This is a genomic window from Rhodopirellula sp. UBA1907, from assembly GCF_002337565.1.
Lineage (GTDB): Bacteria > Planctomycetota > Planctomycetia > Pirellulales > Pirellulaceae > Rhodopirellula > Rhodopirellula europaea.
In genome coordinates this window covers 30328-56587 of sequence record NZ_DDGH01000107.1, presented here as the reverse complement: position 1 = coordinate 56587, position 26260 = coordinate 30328, and the positions used below count along the sequence as shown (strand labels likewise).

Genomic DNA, 26260 nt, shown 5'->3' with positions numbered 1-26260 from the left:
ACATGCGCGGCTACGTTGAAATGTTTCGTCTCGGCAAGACCTACGACACCCACAATGGGCCGGTTGTGATCGTCGAGGAATTCGATCTCAACCTTGAAAAAGGCGAATACGTCTCGCTGCTTGGTCACTCCGGATGCGGCAAAAGCACCGTTTTGACCATGGTCGCAGGACTCAACCCGATCACCACCGGCGGCGTTGCGATCGACGGCCGCGAAATCGATGGCCCGGGTCCCGATCGGGGTGTCGTGTTCCAGTCGCCTTGTTTGATGCCGTGGATGACGGCACTCGAAAACGTGATGCTCGGCGTGAACCAGGTTTACCTGCAAGCCAGCAAAAAGGATCGCCGCGATTTGGCGTCCTACTATCTCAACTTGGTCGGCTTGGGCAGCAACCTGCACAAACGAGCCAAGGATCTCAGCCAAGGAATGCAGCAACGCGTCGGAATCGCCCGAGCCTTTGCATTGCGTCCCAAGATGCTACTGCTCGATGAGCCTTTCGGCATGCTGGATTCGCTTACGCGGATGGAGCTTCAAGAGATCCTTCTGGAAATCCTGATTCGCGACAAAGTCACCACGGTGATGGTCACGCACGATGTCGACGAAGCGCTCTTCATGAGCGATCGCGTTGTGATGATGACCAACGGACCTCGGGCTAAGGTCGGTGCGATCTTCAGTCTTCCATTCGATCGCCCTCGCGTTCGCGCCGACGTGCTCGACCACCCCGAGTACTACGACTTTCGAGGAAAGATGATCCAGTTCCTCGAAGATCAAGACCACAAAAAGCTGAAGGCCGACGCGGAAAAACGTGCTAAGGCCCAAGAAGAACTCGCGACCGCCGAAGCCACCTAAAAGGTTGCCAAAATGACTTCGATATCAGTTCCCGCACCATCCAACGCTTCCATCACCTTGCGTCACTCACTGCCTCCGCTCGCCGTTTCAGATCAGTGCTATCTGCAGGGCATCCATGTTTGCGATGTCGTGGCTCCGGGAGAGTTTTCTCCGGACTGCGATTCCAACGCATTGCCAATCGCCCAACGATGCTTGCACGAATTGGACGCGGTGGTGGTGCAAGACCCAGCGTTGCTGCCGACGGACGCTGCCGCCGCGTTGGCGATTCCCGTCCACTTTGATGGTGCGATTCAGTCGGTCGTCGTCTTTTTCGCGAAACTGCCTAGCGAAGCGATGCCCGATCCGGTTGGCGTGTTCGAAGTTTGGCGTCCAGTCGGTCCCTACGATGAAGTCGCTTTGCGAGAGGGCTACTACGGAAAGCTGGAACGATTCCAAAACGTCAGTTCATTCGTTCGCTTCGAAAAAGGCAACGGACTTCCCGGCGTGGTTTGGGAACAAGGCCGGGCTCTCGCGCAAGATGACCTCGCCAACCACATGGGTTTTCTGCGAGCGGCAGGTGCATCCGCCGATTTGCTCAACGCCGCCGTGGGTTTGCCTGTTTTCGCTGACCAATACATTTCCACGGCCGTCCTGATTCAATCCAAACGTTCGCCGATGGCACGGGCGATCGAGGTTTGGATCATCGATGGCGCAGAGTGCGAATTGACCAGCCAAGCGTACGGCGAAGTCGAAAACGCGTTTCGTCTTGATACCGGCACACGTATTCCGCTGGCGACCGGAATCTTGGGATTGGTCGCCGAGCACCAACGCGTCGTGTTGCTCGAGGACATGGAAGCGTTGCTGCTCACCCGGCCCGCAGAACGAGTCATGCCGTCTCCGACCGCCGGGCTTGCTATTCCGTTTTTTGACGGAACCCATCTCAGCTCCATCACCGTTTTGATGTTCTGATCCATATGTCCAGCCTTCTTCCAACCGAACCAAACTTCGCCCATCCCGATGGTGCTGCGCCCGGCGTCGTCACGTCACCGGGGTTGCCGATCGAAGGACAAGGCGACTCGTTCGACTTGGTCAGTCTCTTGCTGCAAGAACAGCAAACACTGACCGCGGTGGAAGACTTTGCCGCCGCACATGAATCCGGAACCGCGGAAGAACATGTTGCCGATCAGCCCGCCCAGGCTCGGTACTACTCCAAATTAATGCCCGCCAGCCCACCAGGCCCGGGGCAACAGTTTGCTTTCGACGTCAATCTCGACACCTGCAGCGGTTGCAAAGCCTGCGTGGTGGCTTGCCACACGATGAACGGTTTGGACGAAACGGAAAGCTGGCGTCGCGTTGGAACGCTGGTCATCGGCGAGAGCGCCCCCGAAGCCGCCCCCATCCCCGCCGCGATCGGAGTGCAACACGTCACGACCACGTGCCATCACTGCGAAGATCCCGGTTGCCTGAACGGTTGCCCGGTCAAGGCATACGACAAAGATCCCGAAACTGGAATCGTTCGTCACCTCGACGATCAGTGCATCGGATGCAAGTACTGCACGATGATGTGCCCTTACGAAGTGCCCAAGTACAGCAAGCGATTGGGCATCGTTCGCAAGTGCGACATGTGCCACCAAAGACTCTCGGTTGGCGAAGCCCCCGCTTGTGTTCAGTCCTGTCCCAACGAAGCCATCGCGATTCGCGTGGTTGATCAACAATGTCAAGAAGTCGCTGACGATGAACGCTTGGTCGCTGGCGCACCGCTTTCATCTATCACTCGCCCAACCACCGTCTTCCGCAGCAGTGACCCGACCAAGCGTTTCCAAGGCGTCGCGCAAGACAACGGCATCGATGAACCCGCCGAAGATCACTGGCCGCTGGTCGGATTGCTGATCGCCACCCAAGTCGGCGTGGGAATGTTGCTGACCGAACGAGTTCTGGCCGCGATTCTGTGGCTGGCTGGATCGCCGATGCCAACCGAGACGACTCGCTGGACAGCGACCGTCGCCCTGGTGGTCTCGATGGTCGGCATGAACCTCGCCCCGCTCCACCTCGGACAACCTTTGCGATCCTGGCGAATTTTCCTGGGACTGCGAACATCGTGGCTCAGTCGCGAAGCTGTCTTGCTTGGTAAATTCGTTGGCGTTCTGACCATGGCGGTGGTTGCGATGTGGCTGCCTGCCGTTTCCGAATATCTGCCAGATTGGGTTACGGTTCCCGCTTGGGTTCCCGGCGCGATTTTGATCGGTGCGATTGCCTTTGGAATCGCGGGATTGTTCAGCAGTGCGATGATTTACATCGCTACCAAACGTGTTCTTTGGCGATTTGACCGAACCATGATTCGCTTCATGGGAACCGCATTGACCGGCGGACTAGCCGCCAGCGCCGCGGTGATCGCTGCAACCTCGAATCGAAGCAACTCGGCGGCGGTACTGCTCGGACTAGCAACGGTCAGTTTGGTCGCAAAATTGATTTGGGAACAAAGCATTTTGCTCCGCAGCCAACCGAGCTCAACCAACGACCAGTGGGACCGACGCAGCCAGCGTTTGGTCCGTCATCACCTCTCCCAATGGAGCTTGGGTCGACTCGCGTTTGGCTATGCCGGCTTGGTGCTGCTGGTTGTCTCTTCTGCGTTGGCACTCGCTGGCTCGTCATTGTTGCTCACCGTCTGTGCGGTGACCGCGACCTTGCTCTTGGTGGCAGGAGAAACCACCGAACGATTGATCTATTTCTCTAGTGTTGTTCATGATCGCATGCCGGGGACCCTCCGATGAGTATCTCAATCAAAGACAATCGGAACGACGCCGGTAGGACGTTTCAGTTGCCGACTTTGTTGCAGCGACGCACCGGCCCGATGACTCGCGAGTTGGTTCTGCGTCCCGGCGATCATGGTTTGGGGATGACTCATGATTCGATGGCCGCGGACACGACGACCACGGCGACCTGTGGATTCTGCGCAACCGGATGCGGATTGCGTTTGCATTTAAAAGATGGCGAAGCAATCGGACTGACGCCAGAGACCGCTTACCCGGTCAACCTTGGAATGGCATGTCCAAAGGGCTGGGAAGCTCTACGAGTTTTGGATTCGCCCGAACGAGCCACGCTGCCGTTGCTTCGTGATGAAGCGGGAAAGCTCTCACCGATCGAATGGGACGATGCTTTTGCCAAGTTCTGCGATGGGATGAAGAAGGTCCAAGCCGAACACGGCCCCGAATCGATCGCGTTCCTGTCGACGGGACAGATTGCATGTGAAGAGATGGCCTTCCTTGGTGCCTTGGCACGCTTTGGGATGGACATTCGCCACTGCGATGGAAACACCCGCCAGTGCATGGCAACCGCCGTCACGGCCTACAAAGAGTCGTTCGGGTTCGATTCACCGCCATACACCTACGACGACTTCGAACAAAGCGATTGCCTCGTTTTCATCGGTGCCAATCCATGCGTTGGGCATCCGATCATGTGGGAACGCGTGCTTCGCAATCCCAACAATCCCGAGATCATCGTCATCGATCCGCGTCGCACGGAAACCGCCGCCGCGGCGACACAACACTTGCAATTGCGTCCCAAGAACGACTTGGCGTTGTTGTACGCGATCACAAACGAATTGATCGTCCGTGACTTTGTCGAACACGACTTCGTTCAAAACCACACGCAAGGATTTGAGGAGCTTCGCCAACACGTTTCGCAGTACGATCTCGCGACGGTCTGCGAAGAAGCTGGTTTGGCAGTCGAAGATGTTTCCGCCGCGGTAGAAGCGATCGGCCGCGGCCGTGCCGTTTCTCTTTGGTGGACGATGGGAGTCAACCAAAGTTACCAGGGCACTCGCACCGCACAAGCAATCATCAACATTGCGTTGATCACCGGAAACATCGGCCGTCCCGGCACGGGAGCCAACAGCATCACCGGTCAATGCAACGCGATGGGTTCGCGATTGTGGAGCAATACAACGAACCTGTTCGGCCATCATTCCTTCACCGATGAATCCGATCGCCAAAAGGTTGCCGAAGCACTCAACATTCCCGTCGAAAAAATCCCATCCACAACCAGTTGGAAATACGACCGGATCATCGAAGGCATCCGCAACGGTGAGATCAAAGGTTTGTGGGTCGTTGCGACCAACCCCGCACACAGCTGGATCGACCAGGGCGACGTTCGCGAATTGTTTGATCAGTTGGACTTCTTGGTCGTCCAAGACATGTACAAGACCACCGAGACTTGCTCGCACGCGGATCTAATTTTGCCGTCGGCGGGCTGGGGTGAAAAAGAAGGCACCTTCATCAACAGCGAACGCCGCTATGGATTGCTGAAGAAAGTTCGCCGCGCGCCGGGGCAAGCTCTCGCCGATTTCCAAATCTTTCGAGGGATCGCACACCGCTGGGGAGTCGGTGAAATGTTTGCCGAATGGACATCGCCCGAAGCGGTTTTCCGGATCATGCAGCGTGCCAGCCGAGGACAACCGAGCGACATCTCCGGCATCGAAGGCTACGAACAAATCGATCGCTGCGGCGGGATTCAGTGGCCTTGGTCAGCCGATCATGCCAGCGGCGGTTTTGAACCAGAACAACAACGGCGACTGTTCGCCGATGGCCACTTCTTTCACGAAGACCACCGGGCTCGATTGATTGTCGACGATGTCTCACCGATGCCGGAACCAGCAGACGCGGACTACCCAATCGTTTTGCTGACCGGTCGCGGGACCGTTAGCCAGTGGCACACTCAAACCAGAACGCGACAAAGCCCGCTGCTCAGGTCGCTGTACCCCAATCAGCCCTACGTCGAGATGCATCCTCGTGACGCGGCGGAATTGGATGTCGAACATGGCGACCTCGTTCGCGTTCGATCTCGACGTGGATATGCCGACGCGACGGCGTGTTTGACCCACTCGGTTCAGCCCGGGCAAGTCTTCATGCCAATGCATTACGAATGCACTAACCAGCTCACCCTTTCTCACTTTGACCCACACAGTGGCCAACCCAGCTACAAGGATTGTGCGGTCCGCATCGAACCCGTTTTGACAAGCGACCATGACTGATCAACAGGACTCCAAACCGTTCTCAGACGAACAACAGCAGTATCTCGCCGGATTCACGTTCGGTGCCGATGTCGCTCGTGCGGTCCAGGGCCTGCCTGTCATCTCCGGATCAGGCGGACAAGGAACCACGCTCGCCATTGGCAACGGCCCCACGACGGTCGACGGCGAAGCAGTGCCCGCAGGCCCCGATCGTTTCGCGTTCGAAGCCCAATCGGCTGTGCTCGCGGCGGGAAAGAAACTCTCGAAAGAAGAACAGGCCAAACGAGAAAAGAACCCGCTCGACATGTGGGACGAAATGCAGGCTCGCAGCGACGCGGGTGAGTTCCCCAAGGGCACCGATGTCTTTCTGCAAAAATTCCACGGGCTGTTCTACGTCACCCCGGCTCAAGACAGCTTCATGTGCCGGTTGCGTCTGCCCGGCGGCCAAATCCAAGCTTGGCAACTGCGAGGCTTGGCTGATCTGGCGGATCAATCCGCCGGTCCCTACTTGGACCTGACCACCCGCGGCAACATCCAATTGCGTGAGATCCCGGCTGACCAAGCCATGAACATTCTGTTCGGCACCCGCGAGCTGAATATCGTGCCGCTGGGCAGTGGCGGCGACAACATTCGCAACTGCACCAGCAGTGCTATGTCGGGATTGGATGCGGACGAATTGATCGAAACGTTGCCGCTCGCCAAACGCATGCATCACTACATTCTCAATCACCGAGAGATGTACGGGTTGCCACGGAAGTTCAACATCGCCTTTGAAGGCGGTGGCCGAATCGCGTCATTGGAAGACACCAACGACATCGGATTCAAAGCCGTTCGCGTGCTCGAAGAAAACGCATCGGACGACTTGCCTGCCGGTGTCTATTTCCAACTTTGCTTGGGCGGCATCACCGGTCACAAAGACTTCGCTCGCTACACAGGTGTGCTGTTGCGTGAGAGTGAATGTGTTGCGGTCGCCGCCGCGATTGTCCGTGTCTTCATTCGCACCGGAGACCGCACCGATCGCAAGAAAGCTCGATTGAAGTATGTGCTCGACGACATGGGGTTCGAGAAATTCATCGCGGAAGTTGAATCCGAAATGGGTCGCACGCTCACGAAGGTCAATGTCAACCGCTTGACGGTCCAAGACATCGAGGACCGAAGTGCACACGTTGGCGTGTTCCCGCAGAAACAACCTAGCCTGAACTCGCTCGGCATTGTCTTTCCCGTTGGCCGCATGACGACCGACCAAGCTCGCGCACTCGCCGATCTTTCGCTTCGCTATTCCAACGGCGACATTCGATTGACCGTTTGGCAAAACTTGATTCTGACCAACATCACCGACGCGGACTTACCCGCCGTTCAAGCCGGAATTCGCGAGTGCGGGCTCGACTACGAAGCCAATTCTGTGCGAGCTGGTTTAGTTGCCTGCACGGGCAGTGCGGGTTGCAAGTTCGCCGGAGCCCCCACCAAAGCGAACGCGATCAAAATTGCGGAACGCATCGAAAGCACATTGACTCTCGATCAACCAATCAACATTCACCTCACCGGATGCCACCACAGTTGTGCTCAGCACTACATCGGCGACATAGGTTTGATCGCCTGTCAGGTGGAGGTCGGCGACGACATGGTCGACGGCTATCACATTTGCCTTGGCGGCGGTTGGGGTTCACGACAAGGAATCGCACGCGAGATTTTCAAGTCGATTCCATTTGCCGATGTACCTGATTTGGTCACTGGCATCCTCACCAGTTACCAACAAAACCGAGCCGATGCCAACGAGTCGTTCAACGACTTCGCGGGCCGTCTCAGCGATGAAGAACTCAAGGGTTTGGTCGCCAGCCCGTCAGTTGTCTGCTAACGAACCGCCGGAAAAAGGGCGTCGCAAGAACGCCGAATCCATTTCAATCTTTCACCACGTTTCGATTCATTCCCAGGATTGATCCCGATGTCCAGCTACATTCCAGAAACCGCCCCTTTCAACGAACAACAACGAGCTTGGCTGAACGGCTTCTTCGCCGGTTTGACCGGAATCCAAGAGTCAGCGGGTGGAAGCGTCGCGACCGCGATGGCCGCTGGATTGCCCTCGGCCGAACCATCCGTCGAAGAGGAAGAGGACTTCCCGTGGCATGATGACTCATTGCCGATTGTCGACCGAATGGAACTCGCCGAAGGCAAACCGCTCGACCGAAAATTGATGGCCGCGATGGCTCAGCTTGATTGCGGGTCCTGCGGTTACATCTGCCAAACGTACAGCGAAGCCATCGCGTCGGGAGAAGAACCCAACGTCTCGCTTTGCAGCCCCGGCGGCAAAGAAACCAAACAAATGATCAAGAAGCTTCTCGCCGAAGCCGGCGACAGCGTCAAACCGTCCAGCAACGGCAACGGAGCAGCAACCAATGGTGTCTCGACCAACGGAGCGGCCGCTTGGTCTCGCAAGAATCCCTATTCAGCCAACTTGATCGAATCCCGCCCGCTGAATCAAGAAGGCTCCGCGAAAGACACACGCCACGTTGCGATTGACCTCGTTGGATCGGGCATCAAATACGAAGTCGGCGACGCATTGGGGATCTACCCCACCAACTGCGGCGACTTGTGCACTCAGATCATCGACCGTTTGGCCGCAGACTCGCACGTAAAAGTGGCAACGCCACAAGGCAACACGAAACCGTTGCTTGAAGCGCTGCAAGAAGATTGCTGCTTGAAAGATCCTTCCGATGAGTTGCTCGAACTGTTGGTCGGACGGACACCCAACACGGACGCACAAGCGACACTGAATCACCTGCTCGCTGAGGGCGTTCCGGAAGGTTTTGATGTGCTGGATGTGTTGGAAGTCGCCGGCGAATCAACGATCACCGCAACGGAGTTCATTGAATGCCTCGATCCACTGAACCCTCGTTTGTATTCGATCGCCAGCAGCATGAAAGCGGTCGGCGACCAAGTTCATCTGACGGTCGGCAAGGTCATCTACGAACGCGAAGGACGCGTCCGCAAAGGTGTCGCCAGCACCATGTTGGCGGACCGAGTTGGCAATGGAGAAAGCATGCGAGTCTTCGTGCAACCCAACCATGGCGGATTCACCGTCCCCGCCGATGAAAACGTCCCGATGATCATGGTCGGACCCGGGACTGGAATCGCCCCGTTCATCGCGTTCTTACAAGAACGTGCCGCTCGCAAATCGCCTGGCGACAACTGGTTGTTCTTTGGCGATCAACACGAAGCGTACGACTTCTTGTACGAAACCGAACTCACCGAATACGTTCACTCCGGCGTGCTATCACGACTGGACACCGCCTTCAGCCGCGACGGCGACACGAAGGTCTACGTGCAAGACAGGATGCGAGAGAACGCTGCGGAACTATGGGCTTGGTTGAATCGCGGTGCCCACTTCTACGTCTGCGGCGACGCAACCCGAATGGCCGCCGACGTCGAACGAGCTTTGCTGCACATCATCACCCAAGAAGGCGGCATGTCAGAAGACGAAGGCAAAGCCTACTTGAAAACCATGACGAGCGAAAAACGATACGTCCGTGATGTTTATTGATCATCGGTGTCAGCCGACGGCCGTTAGGCCCGGTATTCGACGTAAGTCTCACGGTGGCGATCCAGGGACGACTCATTGGAAAAGTTAAATTGCAAATTGTAAACTTCTGAGCTGAACAATCGATTTCGATAACGCGGTAATTTGACACCGCCTTCGAAACGCGCTGTCCGCCTAACAACACAATTTCGCGAGTGGCGATGGGTTCTGATATCGAAGCTTTTGATTCGCGAACTCAATCACCAAACCAATTTCATCTTTACAATTGTCAATTTAAATTTTTCAATACCCACGCTCCCAAACGCCCAGTCACCTAAACCTTGCGAAGCAAGTGCATTCCTTCACGCCCTCGATAGGTCAGCAGCAATGCACCGACCGAGCCGCGGGCGTCGACGACCGTTTCGAAGAACTCGTTTTCACCGGGCCATGGGAATGCGAAGAAGAGGTCGAAGTCTTCGATCTCCAATCCGATTTCGTCGTAGATGTCGCCTTCTTCGGTGTCGACGTTGCGAACCTCTCGAGCGATCTCGGACAGCTCATCGACACCGCGTGGAACAAAGCTGCCGCAGTGGATCTGAGCGTCGTTGTCGAGTGAGTCCGCGACCGCCTGAGCGGCTTCCACCAACCGTGGTTCGATCTCGATTCCGACGGCTTGCATTCCTCGCAAGGACGCCAGCATCGCACCGACGGCGAACCCGGCTCCCAACTCGCAAAAGCGGTTGCCTGCCAACAAGTGGTTTTGCTCGATCCACGTCATCGCTTGATCGAGCAAATGGAAATCGCAAGTGACGAAGTTCTCGATCACCGATTCGTCCGCCAACATGAACGCTTCGATCGCGTCGTTGGCCGAATCGATCAGATGCTCCGCCGACTCGTGATACGGAAGACTTTTGATTGAGTCCGGAATCTCAATTTGCTGCCACGCCATCCCATCGCTCCTGATGCAAACTCGGTGAAATTCAAAGAGCTTGGATGCGTTGACCGTCATCGCTCAACGCGAAAATTGGGGTCTCGTGACCCGCGACGACTTGGTGCACCTGTTCGACGGTGATGGATTTGCCTGACGCGTTGGCGCTGGAAACCAATTCGTCAACCGAAGCGAAACCGTCGGCGTCCAGAGTCAAGCCGATGGATTGCGGCTCGTGCCGCAGGATGAAGGTCAGGTACTTGCTGATTCGCGTGAGTCGTTTGTTCATTCCGCCCAGTCTAGACACCGGCGGCATCGCCGTCGCCGGGTGGTTGGCAAACGGAAACACATTTCTGAGCGGACCGTTTCGGCCCGACCCACAGATTTCAGCCCGACACACGGAATCAGGCGGTGCCGCGAAGTTTTGCGGGGGTATCGCACAAATCGTTGTAGTGATGAGCCGTTCGTTCGACGGTGAATCGAATCTGCTCTTCACTGTGCTCGCTGGTGATGAAGAACCGCAATCTCGCGGCGGACTCATCCACGGCCGGATACAAAATCGGTTGGACGTTGATCCCGTCTTTCTTCAGCCGATTGCTCAACCGAAGTGCAACGAGACTGTTTCCGGTGATCACGGGGACCACGGGAGTACCGCCACTGTCGCCGGTGTCCAAGCCCGCCTCACGGCTGAGATTCAGGAACAACTCGCTGTTGTGGCGAAGCCGCTCGACTCGTTCGGGCTCACGCTCCAACACTTCCAATGAAGCAATCGCGGCGGCAACTTGTCCCGGAGGCATGCCGACGCTGAATACGAAGCCGGGAGCGGTGTATCGCAGCAATTCCACCAACGCTTCACTGCCAGCGATGTAGCCACCACAGGAGGAGGCTGATTTGCTGAGCGTGCCCATCCAGATATCAACGTCGCGGGCATCGAAGCCAAAGTGCTCGGCGATCCCATGACCGGTCGCGCCCATGGTTCCGAAGCTGTGAGCTTCATCGACCATCAACATCGCACGATGACGTTTCTTCACCTCGACGAACTTCGGCACATCAGCGAAGTCGCCGTCCATGCTGTAGACGCCTTCGATGATGATCAGCGTACGCCGGTATTGACCACGCAAGGCGGTCAGCATTTTATCGAGAGCTTCGTAATCGTTGTGCGGGAATGGACGACGTTTCGCGCCGGACAACAAGGCACCTTGAACGATGCTGTTGTGCGAAAGCGCGTCGTGCAGAATCAAGTCGCCTGGTCCGACGAGGTGACCAATCGTCGTTTCATTGGTCGAGTGACCGCCTACCATCGTGATGGAATTGTCGACTCCGACCCACTTCGCGATTTTGCGTTCGAGTTCACCGTGGATCGGCTTTTCGCCACTGACCAAACGACTGGCCGAAACACTGGTTCCGTATTTCGTGATCGCGTCGGCGGCCGCTTTGGATACTTCCGGATGACCGCTCAACCCCAAGTAGTTGTAGCTGGCAAAGCTGATCAACGACTTGCCATCGACAATCGTTTTGTCACCGACGACGCAGTCGTGAACGGTGAAGTAGGGATTGGGCACGCCAGTCAATTGCATCTGACGCATCGTCGATTTCAAACGTCGATACTCAGCGAACTGAGTCACGTCATCTTCCGGTTCGACTTGAGGGGTTTGCATGACCCGAGCGAGCGGACCTTCGCCGTCGCCACTGGCATGACCATTCGCGTTTGTATTGACGAGGTCGTCGTCTCCATCACGCTGCGTGTCACCTCGTCCGGCCAAAAACTGTTCGGCACGACCGAGAGCTCCTGCTGGCAGATAGCGTTCCACCGCGGTTGCGATTTGGCCGATTGTTTCGATTTCGTCCAGCACTTGCTCGGGGAACCGACCGCCAAAGGTGCGTTCGAGATTCCTGGCAATTTCCAAACGTTCCAGACTATCCAGCCCGAGATCCAAAACGATGTTGGTTTCTGGATTGATGGAACCCGCTCGTTCGCCCGCGATGGCTCGCACATGCGACACGATTGCCTCGGCGACCACTGGATCGGCAACCGAATCCAGACCGCTCGCGTCCGATGCCGCGGCAGCCTTCATCATGGTTTCGCCAGCCATACCGGCGTTTTGCAAAGAGGATTCTTCGCCGCGAATCCACTGAGCGATGACCTTCAGTTCTTTGTCTCGGACGGCGTGCAAACACGCGTGTCGCTGGATCTTCCCGCTACTGGTTTTTGGAACGGAACTGTTGCGAACCAAGTAGATCGCATCGGGAGGAAGATCGTGTTCCTCGGTCACCGCGCGACGGATGGACTGCAAATGCTCGTCCCAATCCAAGTCTCGTTTGCGAACGGTTTCCGCAACGATGATCAATTTCTCGCGACCGGTTTCGGTTTCGTCACTGTCCGCATTCATCGCAAACGCGGCGACGGAACCAGCCTGCACGACATCGCTGGCGTGCTCCACCGTGGCTTCGATGTCCTGCGGGTAACGATTGACGCCGCGGACGATGATCATGTCCTTCAGGCGTCCTGACACGTACAGCTGTCCGCCGTACAAGAAACCAAGGTCACCGGTTCGCAAAAACGGCCCTTCTCCTTCGGAAGTCATCGCCGCGAAGGTCTTGGTCGATTGTTCTCGGCGTTGCCAATAACCACGACCAACCGATGGGCTCTGCACCCAGATTTCGCCGATGGCGTCGGAGGGCAACGTTTGGCGAGTGTCGGGATCGACGATCAGCACGCGTTCGCCGGGAAGGACTCGGCCGCATCCGACCAATTCACGGGTCGCTCGGGGCGAGGACGTCGTCGAGTCCTCCTCGTCAGATTGCTTTGCCAAATCGGCGGGCACATCGACGGCCGGACGAACGGCTTTCTCATCCAGTGCCGGCCCGTCGAATTGTTGCAGCACGGGACGTGGACTGATCGGACCACCGGTGACGATCAATGTCGTCTCGGCCATCCCGTAGCAAGGCAAATGCGAACTGTGCCGGAATCCGTACTTTTCGAATCGCTTGCTAAACGCGTCCAGGGTCGACGAACGAACCGGCTCGGCACCGTTGAAAGCGATCTCCCAAGACGAAAGATCGACGCCTTCGAGTTCTTCGTCGCGAATTTTGTCGACGCACAATTGGTAAGCGAAGTTAGGGCCACCGCTGATCGTGACTTGATGACGGGCGATCGTCTGCAACCAACGACTCGGTCGCTGAAGAAACGCCATCGGGCTCATCAGAATGTTGTGCCGTCCGACAAACATCGGCATCAACACACCGCCGACCAAACCCATGTCGTGGTAAGTCGGCAACCAAGACGCACCAATGATGGTCGACTCGGGTTCAAACCCGTGCAGGATCAACTCGCTGTTGGCGATCAAGTTGGCTTGCGTCAGCATCACACCCTTGGGTGATCCTGTCGAACCGGATGTGTACTGCAGCACACCAAGAGCTTCACTGCGAAGTTTCGGACATCGCCAGTGCGTCGCATCGCGTTTGCTGGCCAAGTCGGTTCCCAGCAACTGAACGCCGACCAAATCCTCGTGCAATTCATTGCCGGACAGTTGATCAACGACGGAACTGGTCGACAGAGCCCATCGGGCATCCGCGTCGACCACGATCGAACGAATGCGAGATGCCTTGCGGTTCCGACGAGGCGGGTAGGCGGGGACCGCGATTGCACCGGCGGCGTGGGTCGCGAAAAGACCGATGACGAAATCGAGCCCGGGCGGGTAGAGCAGCAGCACTCGGTCACCAGCACGGATGCCGCAACGGCCTTGCAAATATCCCGCGAGACCGCGGACTTCTTCCCACAATTCTGCGTACGAAAGCGTCTGGTCGGAACCTTCCCCGTCGGTGAACGTGAACGCGGGAGCATCCGGCCGAACCTGCACCCAGTGGCGCAAGACCGAGACAAAGTGGTCGTGAGGAGGCGTTTCGTTTTTGAAATACTGTTGGAGGTCCACCGATTCAACCTGTTGCAATGATGCCGTCGCAGAACAATCTCGTTCTCTCTTGACCGTAATCTTGGACGCTCCATGACCAGTCATGCGGTGCGGAGGGGCAATCAGTCATTGCTGCAATGATGCACCAACGGCGCTGATCGGCCAAGGGTCGGCCCTCCCCTGACTCTACGAACGGTCCGTCGGAGGGGGTCATGGCTATCGCGTCTCTCGGCTGGGATCGGTCTGCGGCGACAATTCAAGATCGAGTTGCTACCCCGCTATAATGGCCTATTGCGGGTGCCCAACGCCACCTGACATTGACGAAAAACAACCACGTTGTCTGCTCAGCAACCTTTCGGTTACACCAGGCGACATCTCACGAACCATTTTCCGATCGAATTGCCCCCTTTCGCACATGAGTACGCCAAAGATGAAGGATTTCTACGATTGCGTGGTGATTGGTGGAGGCCCGGCCGGCGGTGCCGCGGCTTCGATTGTGGCGGATTCCGGCGTCAGCACGCTGTTGATCGAACGAGATCCGGTGCCCCGGTTTCACGTCGGCGAATCGCTGATGCCGGAGTGCTACTGGCCGCTCGAGCGACTCGGATTGATCGATCAAGTCAAACGATCGGGATGGCAGACCAAGAAAAGCGTGCAGTTTGTCACGCACACCGGCAAAGAATCGGCCCCATTCTTTTTTCGCGAACACGATGAACGCGAGTGCAGCACAACTTGGCAAGTCGAACGCAGCGAATTTGACAAAATGCTCTACGATCGAGCCTCCGAGCTGGGAGCGGATTGTTTTGACCAAACTCGTTTGATCGATGTTCAAACGGAACCCGGCGATACAGATGACCAACCGGTCGCTCGTGCCGTGGTCGTGCGAACCGCCGATGGCACCGAAAAAACGATCGGCTGCAAAGTCGTCGTCGACGCGACGGGCCAGCAAGCGTTTTTGGCTGGAAAGATGGGGCTGAAAGAAATCAATCCCGACCTAAAAAAAGCCGCGATTTGGACTTATTACCGCGATGCCGTTCGCGGCGAAGGCGACAACGACGGCGCGACAATCATTCTGAACACCAAGTCGCGTGATTCCTGGTTCTGGTTCATTCCTCAATCTCGCGGAATCACCAGCGTCGGGTGCGTCGGCGACAACGACTACCTTCTGAAAGGCCGCGGAACTCCCGAGGAGACCTTCGAAGAAGAGCTCGCCAATTGCCCCGGGCTTCAGCCTCGTCTAGCCAATGCGACTCGAGTGGGCAAAATCACGACCGCCAAAGAATTTAGCTACATGACCCGGCGGCACTCCGGTCCGGGATGGGTTTTGATCGGCGATGCACTCGGGTTCATTGACCCTGTCTATTCCTCTGGCGTTTACTTCGCACTCGAAATGGGTGTTCGAGCCGGTGACGCGATCGTCGAAGGATTGAAGAAAAACGACTTGTCGGCAGAGCAACTGGGTCAATGGACCGACGATTTTAAGGAAGGAGCTTCCAGGGTCCGGCAACTCGTTCATGCTTTCTACAATAGAGACTTCAGCATTGGGCGGTTCATGAAGGAACATCCAGAGCATCGCGGCAACGTGACGGACTTGCTGATCGGCCGTGTCTTCCACGAAGATGCGGGCAAAATGTTCCCGGCGCTGGATCGTTCAATCGAAATGGCTCGGGCCAATGCTATGTTAAAGGCCGATTCGATGGCCGAAACCAAACCCATGTCGACTTAATGTCCCAATCTGACAACAACACCGCTTCGCTCCTCGGCTCCGATGAATCCGGTCAACTGCACCTCGACATCGCGATCGCTCATGATTTGACGGAACGCTACGAAGGCTTGATCTTCGACTGTGACGGAACGCTCACCAATTCCATGCCGCTTCACTACATGGCATGGCACGAAACGATGACACGTCACGGAATTGATTTCCCTGAGTCGCGTTTTTACGCCATGGGGGGCATGCCCAGCGAAAAGATCATCGCCGTGTTGAGTTCAGAACAGGGTGTGACGGTCGACGTTGATCTGGCGACAGAAGAAAAGGAAGCGAACTTCATCGCTCGTATTCCCAACGTCGAACGCCTGGCACACGTCACCGACATCGCCGAGCGACACCTCAACCGAATCGCGATGTCCGTTGCTAGCGGCGGGATGCGAGACATCGTCGCGGACCAACTGCGAACGATCGGTGTTGCCGATTGGTTCCCAGTCCTGGTGGGCAGTGAAGACACGGAACTGCACAAACCGGAGCCCGATGTGTTCTTGTGTGCAGCCGAGCGAATGGGCGTCGATCCCAAACGATGCCTCGTCTTTGAAGACAGCCCACTGGGTTTCGAAGCCGCCAAACGAGCCGGCATGGATTGGGTCGACGTTCGCCTCAATGCCTAGCTCCGCTTAGTCGTACCTGCGACTCGCAGACTTGTTCACGAGCGTTTTGTCCGCCAACGATTTCAAGCGTTGGCCCGCGCGATCAACGGCGTCTCAGATCCAGCCGTCCATTTTTGCAGTGAGGGCATTTTAGTTTGCCACGACCGCTGCACGTCGGACAACGTTTCTTTTTCACAACGGGCGCGTACACGTCACCGGCAATCCGTGACGAAGAGACGACTTCCTGTTTTCGATAAGATTGAGAACCGTTCACACAGTTCGGACAATCTTGGTACGACGAGCCGATGCACGAAACACACCAAGTGTTCTCAATCATCAGCGACTCGCTCGGACCGGTGCCATCGGCCACATCGCTGAACAGACCGCTTCCGGATTTCAGTCCCCAAACAAACACAGGCACCACCGATGCCTTGGGGTCAAAGCGTTTTTCAGGTGGGAGATCATCAACGCTGGTCAGGGAAGTCGTTCGCACGTTGCGGTTGAACCACGACCGAATCATTCGAGCACCGAAGGCTCGGCCGTTCGTTTCCAATTCGTTCTCCGACATGGCGAAAACGATTCCTTGGACAACCTTGTCGTCACTCATCACAGGACCGCCACGATTGCCGCCCGTTGTTTCGTTGGAAACTTTCTGAACGCCTAGGTGATCCGGTTCGGTCAAAATTTCCCCGGTGAACTCACGCACGCCCTGCTTCACCAAATTCTGTCCAGGGTCGTAGCCATACAATTTCAGTTCGGTTGCTGGCGTGGGCGTGTCGTTCGCAATGCACAACGGTGCCAAGTCCAACCCGGGCACGTGCAACGCGGCCAGTTCAGCATCGGAAGAACCAGCACGGTGCGGAATGATGCGAAACCGAGTGACTGTTCCGATGGTTTCATTGGTACGAATCACAATCCCGCTTCGAGCTGAAATTCGCGGGGAGGTCATCAAGCAGTTCTTGCACGTCAATGCTTTGAAAATGCCGTGTTGATACGAACCCACGGTAATCATCTTGGGCCCATAACCATCAGTGTTTGTAATCACATCGGTCGAAGTCAGTACGATTCCTGGAGCAACGACGAAGCCCGTTCCAATCGAGACCAATTCCATGAACACACTGGGGCTGTCCAGGCCTTCGACCTTTCGGTTTCCCGCGCCGGCTTCGATCGGCAAGTCAAAATCCAACGTGTAATAGAGGCTCTCGTTCAAATTGGGTTTCGATGTGCTGACGTCTGCGGACGCGAGCGTCGTCAGCAACTCACTCCGCAGTCGCGGTGCCAGCTCAATCAAACCAGTCCGCATCGAATCGGTTTGAGCCAGCAATTGCATGTTGTGCTCGAGCACCGCTGACACGACGCGGGACGACTGCACGCCAGCGATGAATGACGATGCGGCGGGATTGGCTTCTTGTTGCTTCAAAGCCACCACGCCCAAATTATTGCGAGCGGATGCCAGCGTCATCGAGTGACGTCCCGCCATCACTTCTTGCTGAGCCTCGATGCGTTTGATCGCTTGCATCAACAAACGCTTGGCAAGTTCCAAATTGTTCTCGCCTTCGGACAAACCGACGCCCGCCCAAATCCCCGCGTACGGACTTTCGGGAACTGCTTTGTGGATCTCCAGCAACAAACGACTGACGGCCTCAGGCCGCTCGTACATTCCAGGCAAGTGCTGGCGAATCATCTGGAATTGCTTCGCGTCACGCTCATTGAACCAGAGCTGCATCGCCTGCAAACGCGATTCGAGCGTCAAACTATCAAGCGAAACTTCGACCGGAGACCGATTGCCTTCGACCTGCAGAACGACCTTTGAATCGTCCACGCGAATCAGCTCGGCTCTCACGCTCGAACCAGCGTGACTGTGCCAAGTTACCGGGCCTTGTGACCATCCGACCGACGACCATCCCAAACCGGCGATCACCGTCATGACCGCGACGACGCGAATTGAAAAGCGATTCAAAAACATACCAAGTGCCTTGATCCGGGCATCCATAAAGCGACAAAGAACCTGCTCGCGAACTCTCCACCTAGAACTCAACCCGCCACCGGAGGGCCCTGCCTCAGAGACCTCCACTTAGGGGAGAAGCTAACCTCCCAAGCGGATTCTTTCAAACTAAGTTACAAGTTTTCGTCGCAGAAACGTCAAAAAGCCCTCTCGACGTACGAGGTCGAGCAGGTTTACTTCACCCGCCCTTTGGGAGGGTGATGATAAATGCGTGGCAATACAACAAATTAGAAACTGCACGACCTCGCACTCCGGGGCGGGCGCGTTTGACACCGAGTCCGCCCGGTTCCCGTGCCCGATGTCTCGCACGCCGCCTAAGTCGATGGACTAAAATCTCGGGCATGAGCCAATCGCGTATTTCCGGTCCGTTTCCGATTCGTCCAAGTCGCCATTCATCACGGACGAAGTTCTTTCTCTTCGCCACTGCGTTGGCTCTGGTGGCAAACTCGTTTGCCACGAATGCGAGCGAACCGACATCGGTTTCCGAATCCAAGATCCAAACCTTCCTGCAAAATCACTGCAGCGACTGCCACGCTGATGGAGCCTCCGAAGGTGGACTCGACCTGGACACACTGCCAGTAACCATCGGTGGAGCTGCTGACTTGGCCGTTTGGGTTAGCATCCACGATCGAGTCCAATCGGGCGAGATGCCGCCACCGGATTCGTCTTCGCTCGACGAATCCCACCGAACCGATTTCACGACCGCGTTGGCTGCTCCGCTGACGCAGCATCACGCATCGGAAAAAGGCACGGTCCTTCGTCGGCTGAACCGGCGTGAATACGAAAACACGCTCAACGATTTGTTCGGCACCGCCGTCGAACTGGAAACGCTATTGCCCGCCGATGGACGCAGCCACGAATTCGACAACGTGGGCGAATCGCTTGGCATCTCAATGGTCCACCTGGAACGCTACCTCGATGCAGCCGACTTGGTGCTTGAATCTGCCATCGCGAAAACCGCCGATCCGCCCAAAACACATCTGATCGAAACTCACTACGCGGAAACACGCGAAGCCAAAACGCACTTGGGCAAGGTTTGGAAACAGCTCGATGATGGGTCCGTTGTGTTCTACCAAGCCTTCGGTTACCCCGACGGGATGCTTCGCACGAGCAGCATTCCCGAATCGGGACGGTATCGGATCTCGATCACCGGATACGCTCACCAGACCGACCAGAAGATCCCGTTCTATGTCGGCGCAAAAAGCTTTGCCCGCGGAAGCGAACAGCCGACGCTGGGTTACTTCGACATGCCGCCGCTCGGCCCCGACGGTGAAATGACCACCATCGAGCTGACCGCGCATCTGAAATATCGCTACATGCTCAACATCATTCCGTATGGTTTGGTGGTTCGCGATTACAACATCCGCAACGATGGCGTGGACGGGTACACCGGTCCCGGACTGGCGATCGCAAAGGTACGTGTCGAAGGACCTTTGAACGACGATTTCCCTTCTCGCGGCCATCGTTTGATCTTTGACGATTGGCAACGTGATGAGGTCATACCCAACCCGCCGTCCAAGCGTGAGAAGTCTTGGTACAAACCTGAGTTTGAATTGACCAGCAACAACCCGGACGAGTCGCTGCGAAGCTCCTTGCAGCGAGTGGCAACCGCCGCGATGAGACGCCCGGTCAACGAAGCCGAATTGACACCCTACATCGAGCTATTTCGTTCCGAACAAGACCGCGGTGCTTCCACCGAAGAAGCGTTGCGAACCGCGGTCGCCGCCATCCTTTGCTCGCCCGACTTTCTGTACTTTCGCGAACCGGCCGGCAAACTCGATGATCACGCCATCGCAACTCGGTTGTCATACTTCCTGCATCGCACCACGCCTGACGTGGCACTGCTGAAAGCAGCCGACCAGAACGAACTGACTCGATCAACCGAATCGTTGCTGAGTCATGCCAAACGGTTGGTTGCTGATCCACGACTGGATCGATTCGTGGTCGACTTCACGGATGCTTGGTTGAACCTGCGTGACATCGATCAAACCAGCCCCGATCAAAAGCTATTTCCCGAATACGACCGGTATCTGCGGGACAGCATGGTCGAAGAAACGCGTCAGTTTTTCGCGACGTTGCTTCGCGAAAATTTGCCGGTCACGAACTTAGTGAAATCCGATTTCGCAATGCTGAATTTGCGATTGGCGGATCACTACGGCATCGAAGGAGTCGACCACGCTGACATTCGCCGTGTGCCACTTCCAAAAGACTCCGTTCGCGGCGGTTTGCTGGGACAGGCCAGCGTGCTGAAGGTCACCGCCAACGGCACGAACACATCGCCGGTCGTCCGGGGTGTGTGGGTCACCGAACGTTTGCTCGGCGTGCATCCTGCACCGCCACCGCCAGGCATCTCCGGCGTCGAACCCGATATTCGCGGAGCAGCGACGTTGCGTCAGGTTCTCGACCAACACCGTAACGAAGACTCCTGCCGTGCATGTCACGCGTTGATCGATCCGCCTGGGTTCGCATTGGAAAGCTTCAATCCCATCGGCGGTTGGCGTGATCGTTATCGCAGTCTTGGCGAAGGCGAACGGATCGACTTGCGCGTCAATAATCGCCGTGTGCAATATCGCTTGGGTTTGCCGGTCGATTCCAGCGGAGCCTTGCCATCGGGTCAGTCCTTCGATGGTTTCGAAGCGTTTCGCGAATGCCTTCTCAAAGCCCCTGACCAACTGGCCAAGTCACTGATCACCAAGTGGCTGACGTTTGCGACGGGTCGCGAAATGGGATTCTCGGATCGCGAAGAAATTGAATCCCTGACACGACAGTCCGCTCAGCGAGGACATCAGCTTCGAACGATGTTGGCGTTGGTCATCGCCAGCGACATTTTCCGCACCAAGTAGCAACTCGCTCATACAATTCAACGACGCTCTTACCCTTCACTTGAGAATGCCATGTTGATCCCCACTCGGCCGATATCTCGACGACGACTGTTGCGATCCGCCGGTGGTGCCGCCTTGGCATTGCCGTTCTTGGAAGCGATGGGTCCTTCACTCGGAAGCCGCGTGTTGGGCGATGATCACGCCGCCGAATCGGAGCGGACACCGAAACGCTTCGTTGCCATTTGTGCTTCGCTTGGTTTTCACGGCGATCACTTGTTTCCCGAATCGACCGGCCGCGACTACGCGATTACACCGTACCTGGAAAAGGTCCAACGCCATCGCGATGACTTCAGTTTGTTTTCAGGTTTGTCTCATCCGGAACAAAACGGCAACAACGGTCATGCCTCCGAGTTGACTTGGTTGACCGCCGCTCGACGCCCAGGGTTGGCAGGTTTTCGAAACACAATCTCGCTCGACCAACTCATCGCACAAGAGATTGGACTGAAAACTCGTTTCCCGTTCCTGGCACTCACGACCGGCGGGCAGTCACTTTCCTGGACATCCAGCGGGGTCGAAATCCCAGCCCAGCATTCGCCTGCCAAGCTGTTCACCGCAATGTTCGTCGATGGCAAACCGCACGAAGTCGAAGCGGACCTCGACCGACTCCGTCGCGGCCGCAGCGTTCTCGACACGGTTGGATCGCGAGCACGATCGCTCAAACGTGAACTCGGAATTCGCGATCAACAAAAGCTGGACGAGTACCTGCACTCGATCCGAGATTTGGAATCACGACTGCAGCAATCCGAAGGCTGGGTCCGTCGCCCCAAACCAGTCGTCGACGAAGAACCCGTTTCGGATATCAACGACAAAGCTCTCGCGATTGAACGTCAAAAGTTGATGTACCGGATCATCGCACTGGCGTTGCAAACCGATTCGACACGAACCGTCACCTTCCAGTTGGCTGGGCTGAACTCGGTTCCTCAGATCCCCGGGGTTCAAAGTGACTGGCATGGTCTATCGCATCATGGCAAAGACCCTGAGAAGATCGCCGAACTGAAACGAATCGAAGCGGCCGAATGGGGAGCGTTCGCCGAATTCCTCGATCAATTGAAATCGATCGAGGAAAACAACCAATCGCTTTTGGATCACACCGCGGTGATGTTCGGATCGAATCTTGGCAACGCCAGTGCTCATGATTGGCGAAACCTTCCGATCTTGCTGGCCGGCGGTGGCTACCGACATGGCGAGTACGTCGCTCACGACGCGGCGAACAACACACCGCTATGCAATCTGTACGTCGACCTCGCCCAACGCATGGGACTCGAAATTGACGCCTTTGGATCCAGCACCGCGACCGGTATCAAAGGTCTCGAGTCCACCACGTAGCGGACCAAATCACGCAACACCTGTAGCACGGTGGTTCCACCGTGAACGCGCGACGAGCAGTGCAGGTCTCGGTGGAGGACCACCGAGCTATAGAAGGCAGATCAACCTAAGAACCTCAGCGTCCGAGGTTCTTGTTCATATTCGTCTTGTACTGCTCCACCCCAGGTTGCCCGTAAGGGTTGATGCCCAACAAGCGGCCTTCGATCACGGTGGCGATCATCAGCATTTGGAACAATTGCCCCAACACATGCGTGTCGATCTGCGGCAAGATGATGTCGGTCGTGGGACGTCCATCCGCATGCAGAGCGTCGTTGGTTCCCTTGATCGCGGCCGCCATGATGTCTGGCAGAGTTTTCTCGGCGATGTCGTTGAGCGTGTCTTGGTTGCGTTTCGAGTGACCAACCGCCAACGAATCCGTCCGTTGTGATTCCACGATCACGTTGTTGAACACCTTGTCATTGCGGCCCTGTTGATGCTGCTGGTGACGACTGTGCAGATCGCGAGTGTTGAGCGTTGTCAGTGGCGTCACACCCTTGCCATCTTTGCCGTTCGATTCAGCCAGCAATTGGTCGTACCACAGTCCAACCGACTCAAGAGCCTTGCTCCACACGCTCATTACGCGAATCGATTTGTCGCGGTGCTGTGACAGCAAGTGGTTCACGGCGACGTACTGCATCACCACGTTGTCGGCGTAGTCCGCTGTTTTGAAGTGTTCGTTCATTGCCACGGCACCTTCGAGCAACTTCATGCAGTCCAAACCGAGGAACGCGGCAGGGACCAAGCCAACCGGTGACAGGACACTGAATCGCCCACCAACACCATCGGGCACGGTGAAGATTTCATCGCAACCAATTTCGGTCGCCAAGTCGTGCAACTTGCCGCTTTCGCCAGTCACGGGAACGACCAAACGCGACAACCAATCCTCGGCTTCCGGCCCGAGTTCGGATTCCAAGTTGGCGAGGAATTGGCGGAATGCGACGGCGGTTTCCATCGTTCCACCGCTCTTGCTGATCACGATGATCGCGTGGCGTTTTTCGGCGTCGCTGTCCGCGTACCCGCCCGCACGAACGCGTTGCAAAAGCGAATCGGAGGCATCGTTGTCGACATTGTTGCCCTCGAAATACATCCGAGGTTTGCTGCCGCGAGCGGCACGGCTCATTTCGTTGTGATACGGGTCGCAGCAAGCTTCCATCATCGCTCGGGCGCCCATGTAGGACCCGCCGATTCCCAAAACCACGGCTGCGTCAATTTGGTCATGCAGTCCATTGGCGACCTTGAAAATCCGGCCCAACTCCGACGCTTCCCGCTCTTTCGCGTACGCTTCCAGCATCTCTTCAGGCAACCAAAAGAACCGAGCGTCCAGAGGCTGTTTGTCAGCGGGAATGTCGCCCGAATCGTATTGTTTCTGATCGGTTTCGACCATCTCAGTGCGAAGGGTTTCCATCTGGCCCTTCAACGAATCGATTTGTGCTTGAGTGATCCCGTAGTCGTCGTTGATTGATCCGGAAGCGTCGAAACGGAGCAAGCTCATGATGGGTTCCGTGCAGAAAAATGGAGAGGAGTTTTGAATGAATGAACTGGATTGAATGACACCGCGGTGCCCATGAGCGACGATGATACTGGATCGATCGTCGCTGGGCAGGGTCCCAGAGATTTGCACCCCGCCGCATTCCTTCGTGACCTCCGAAAAAGAAAATGCTTGCGGGCGAGGCGCGCGGAGAAGTAACATGAAGAACGGGCGGACAAACAATCGCGGTTGCGATGCGAGTCGGCCGAACCTTTTCTTTTGGCAATTGCCTTTCATTCATTCCGGCGAGTCACTTCGAGATGATTCACTACACATGTGATCGATGTCGACAAGTAATTGACCCATCACAAAGCTCTCGATACACGATTGCGATCGAGGTGCAAAAGTTGGAAGAGGAGTGGAACGACGACGAAGCCGTGGATCACCTGGACGCTTTGCACCAAGCGATCGAAGCGGATGAAGCAGAAGACGATTTGATCGAAATGATCGACCACGACGCCGCGTCGCCCCGCAATGAGAGCGAGCCAGAATGCTTCGCCGAACCCACGATCGAACTGCACGACGCTCCGATCTCAACCGGCGAAACGGTTTCGCAATCGTTTGACCTTTGCGAATCCTGTTACCGTCGCTATCGCAGCAACCCGCTGGGTCGCGAGCGAAATCTCAAAATGCATTTCAGCAACAACTGAAGCGGAATTCAGTTCCCAAATGGATCGCTGCCAAACGGATCGTTCTTTGGCTGCGCCGCGGGCGTGGCGGTCTCCGTTGGCAAGACCGTCGACATTCCCTCGGGAATCAAATCGGTGTCGATGACAAACGCCTTCAGTCCTGACAATGAGGACGGCAGTTCGCGATCCTTGCCAAGTTGATCGACCAGCTCACGCCGCTGCTTCGCAAACTCTTGCATCCGCTGCTCGCACTGGGCCAAGCGGTTTTCTTGTTTCAGCAATTCCGTTTGGTAACGCTGGATCACTTCCCGCGGGAATGAGCTGCTGCCACGCTGACGAGTCAACTGATTCGAAATGCGTTCGAGTTCTGTCACCAGGTGCTTGCGCAGATCCAACAAGCCTTCCAGCGTGCGATCCGTTTCGTCGAGTTTGCGTCGATCCGCCAAGATGCTTCGAATCGTTTCCAGTTGAGCCTCTTCCCATTTGGCTTCCGCGATCCAGCGTTCCAATGTCCCCATCGCGATTTCGCCCCACGCGTTGGAATCATCTGCCGTTTGCTTCGACACGGTGACAATTTCGCGAGAGCCACCATCGGGAATCTTGACTCGCAACCGATGCCACTCATCTGTTTTCTCGACCTCAATGTCTTTGTCTTCCATCGCCTGCAACTCGAAAGGCTGTGGTGGCAGGGGGACTTCCAAGATCACGGTCCGGTCATCACCGGATCGATTCAGAACGTCGTACTTGGTCGATCGTTGATGCTGCGTCTTGATCGTGATTCGATGCAACTTCTCATCGATCTCGATCGATTGTTGCTCGGATGTCGTTTCGACAGGATGGGCCGTGACACGGACACCTCCATCCATCGCATACCCCACCAATCGCTTGACCGAGGGAGCCAAATCTGGGAGCACGACCTCGCCGAGGATCGAACGCATTTGATCGCCCGCCAGAACACTGCCGGGCCCCGAAGGCAACAGCGCCGACGTGTTGTTTTCGATTTCGAGACACAACAGTGTTGCTGTCGGATGATAGGACTGGCGATAGACCGAGACATCGTTGACCGACACTGGATCAATCAGCGTGTCCAACAGAGCGGTCTTCCCGCTGTTCAAATCAACGGACTCAAACTGCAATTCCAACGTGCTGCCGGCGGGAGCATCCTTGGTTTCGTTCAAAACTTGATTCAATGAACCGCCGTAACCGGAACCGTTTGCGAACAAATCGTCGCCCCCGTTTCGGCTCTCGCGGGCCGGCATCGCTCCAAACGAACCTCCTGCCATGCCGCCGCCCATTCCTCCC

General features: G+C 56.4%; 16 protein-coding genes and 1 pseudogene. 11 read left to right on the top strand and 6 right to left on the bottom strand.

The features are described 5' to 3' along the window. Positions 1 to 2 precede the first annotated feature (2 nt). From B2R17_RS26935 to B2R17_RS26910, 6 genes are all read left to right on the top strand, one after another. On the top strand, positions 3 to 848 hold the full coding sequence (locus B2R17_RS26935) for an ABC transporter ATP-binding protein (RefSeq protein WP_008658117.1): 846 nt from the start codon (positions 3 to 5) through the stop codon (positions 846 to 848). A gap of 12 nt (positions 849 to 860) precedes the next feature. Then, on the top strand, positions 861 to 1796 hold the full coding sequence (locus B2R17_RS26930) for a GAF domain-containing protein (RefSeq protein ID WP_286766428.1): 936 nt from the start codon (positions 861 to 863) through the stop codon (positions 1794 to 1796). Positions 1797 to 1801: 5 nt separating this feature from the next. Continuing rightward, the gene (locus B2R17_RS26925) at positions 1802 to 3598 is read left to right on the top strand and encodes a DmsC/YnfH family molybdoenzyme membrane anchor subunit (RefSeq protein ID WP_286766427.1); all 1797 of its coding nucleotides are present in this window, start codon (positions 1802 to 1804) and stop codon (positions 3596 to 3598) included. Further along, entirely contained in the window at positions 3595 to 5856 is a 2262-nt protein-coding gene (locus B2R17_RS26920; protein ID WP_286766426.1) for a molybdopterin oxidoreductase family protein, read from the top strand. Before B2R17_RS26925 ends, B2R17_RS26920 begins: the two co-directional genes overlap by 4 nt. Next, positions 5849 to 7690, top strand: a complete 1842-nt coding sequence (locus B2R17_RS26915) for a NirA family protein (protein WP_286766425.1) — start codon at positions 5849 to 5851, stop codon at positions 7688 to 7690. Before B2R17_RS26920 ends, B2R17_RS26915 begins: the two co-directional genes overlap by 8 nt. A gap of 87 nt (positions 7691 to 7777) precedes the next feature. Next, a complete protein-coding gene (locus B2R17_RS26910) occupies positions 7778 to 9373 on the top strand; it encodes a sulfite reductase subunit alpha (RefSeq protein WP_286766424.1) in 1596 nt (531 codons plus the stop codon). A 310-nt stretch (positions 9374 to 9683) separates the two neighbouring features. Here B2R17_RS26910 and B2R17_RS26905 read toward each other — a convergent pair whose 3' ends face one another. The 3 genes from B2R17_RS26905 to B2R17_RS26895 all read right to left on the bottom strand — a co-directional run bounded on the left by B2R17_RS26905 (position 9684) and on the right by B2R17_RS26895 (position 14293). Continuing rightward, positions 9684 to 10358, bottom strand: coding sequence for a hypothetical protein (locus B2R17_RS26905; protein WP_008666485.1), 675 nt, complete (start codon positions 10356 to 10358; stop codon positions 9684 to 9686). Beyond that, a complete protein-coding gene (locus B2R17_RS26900) occupies positions 10330 to 10566 on the bottom strand; it encodes an RNA 2'-phosphotransferase (RefSeq protein ID WP_236615682.1) in 237 nt (78 codons plus the stop codon). Before B2R17_RS26900 ends, B2R17_RS26905 begins: the two co-directional genes overlap by 29 nt. 115 nt (positions 10567 to 10681) lie before the next feature. Continuing rightward, positions 10682 to 14293 (bottom strand): aminotransferase class I/II-fold pyridoxal phosphate-dependent enzyme, encoded by a 3612-nt coding sequence (locus B2R17_RS26895; RefSeq protein ID WP_286766423.1) that lies wholly within the window; start codon positions 14291 to 14293, stop codon positions 10682 to 10684. Between the two features lie 310 nt (positions 14294 to 14603). Between B2R17_RS26895 and B2R17_RS26890 the strand changes: the two genes are divergently transcribed. Both B2R17_RS26890 and B2R17_RS26885 read left to right on the top strand, forming a co-directional pair. After that, complete coding sequence (locus B2R17_RS26890; protein ID WP_339886633.1) at positions 14604 to 15914, top strand: NAD(P)/FAD-dependent oxidoreductase; 1311 nt, start codon at positions 14604 to 14606, stop codon at positions 15912 to 15914. Further along, positions 15914 to 16570 (top strand): HAD family hydrolase, encoded by a 657-nt coding sequence (locus B2R17_RS26885; protein ID WP_286766421.1) that lies wholly within the window; start codon positions 15914 to 15916, stop codon positions 16568 to 16570. Before B2R17_RS26890 ends, B2R17_RS26885 begins: the two co-directional genes overlap by 1 nt. Positions 16571 to 16652: 82 nt before the next feature. Here B2R17_RS26885 and B2R17_RS26880 read toward each other — a convergent pair whose 3' ends face one another. Beyond that, positions 16653 to 18542 (bottom strand): peptidase, encoded by a 1890-nt coding sequence (locus tag B2R17_RS26880; protein WP_339886632.1) that lies wholly within the window; start codon positions 18540 to 18542, stop codon positions 16653 to 16655. Between the two features lie 353 nt (positions 18543 to 18895). On the opposite strand from B2R17_RS26880, the gene B2R17_RS26875 reads away from it, so the two are divergent. After that, a complete protein-coding gene (locus B2R17_RS26875) occupies positions 18896 to 21397 on the top strand; it encodes a DUF1592 domain-containing protein (protein WP_286766419.1) in 2502 nt (833 codons plus the stop codon). Between the two features lie 51 nt (positions 21398 to 21448). Further along, positions 21449 to 22762 (top strand): DUF1552 domain-containing protein, encoded by a 1314-nt coding sequence (locus B2R17_RS26870; RefSeq protein ID WP_286766418.1) that lies wholly within the window; start codon positions 21449 to 21451, stop codon positions 22760 to 22762. 115 nt (positions 22763 to 22877) lie between these two features. Here the strand turns inward: B2R17_RS26870 and B2R17_RS26865 are convergent, their stop codons facing one another. Beyond that, on the bottom strand, positions 22878 to 24293 hold the full coding sequence (locus B2R17_RS26865) for a hypothetical protein (RefSeq protein WP_039962372.1): 1416 nt from the start codon (positions 24291 to 24293) through the stop codon (positions 22878 to 22880). A gap of 374 nt (positions 24294 to 24667) precedes the next feature. Here B2R17_RS26865 and B2R17_RS26860 point away from each other — a divergent pair, with 374 nt between their 5' ends. Then, on the top strand, positions 24668 to 24979 hold the full coding sequence (locus B2R17_RS26860; RefSeq protein WP_007335074.1) for a hypothetical protein: 312 nt from the start codon (positions 24668 to 24670) through the stop codon (positions 24977 to 24979). An 8-nt stretch (positions 24980 to 24987) separates the two neighbouring features. Here the strand turns inward: B2R17_RS26860 and B2R17_RS26855 are convergent. Then, positions 24988 to 26260, bottom strand: a pseudogene (locus B2R17_RS26855) (hypothetical protein); the annotation flags it as partial.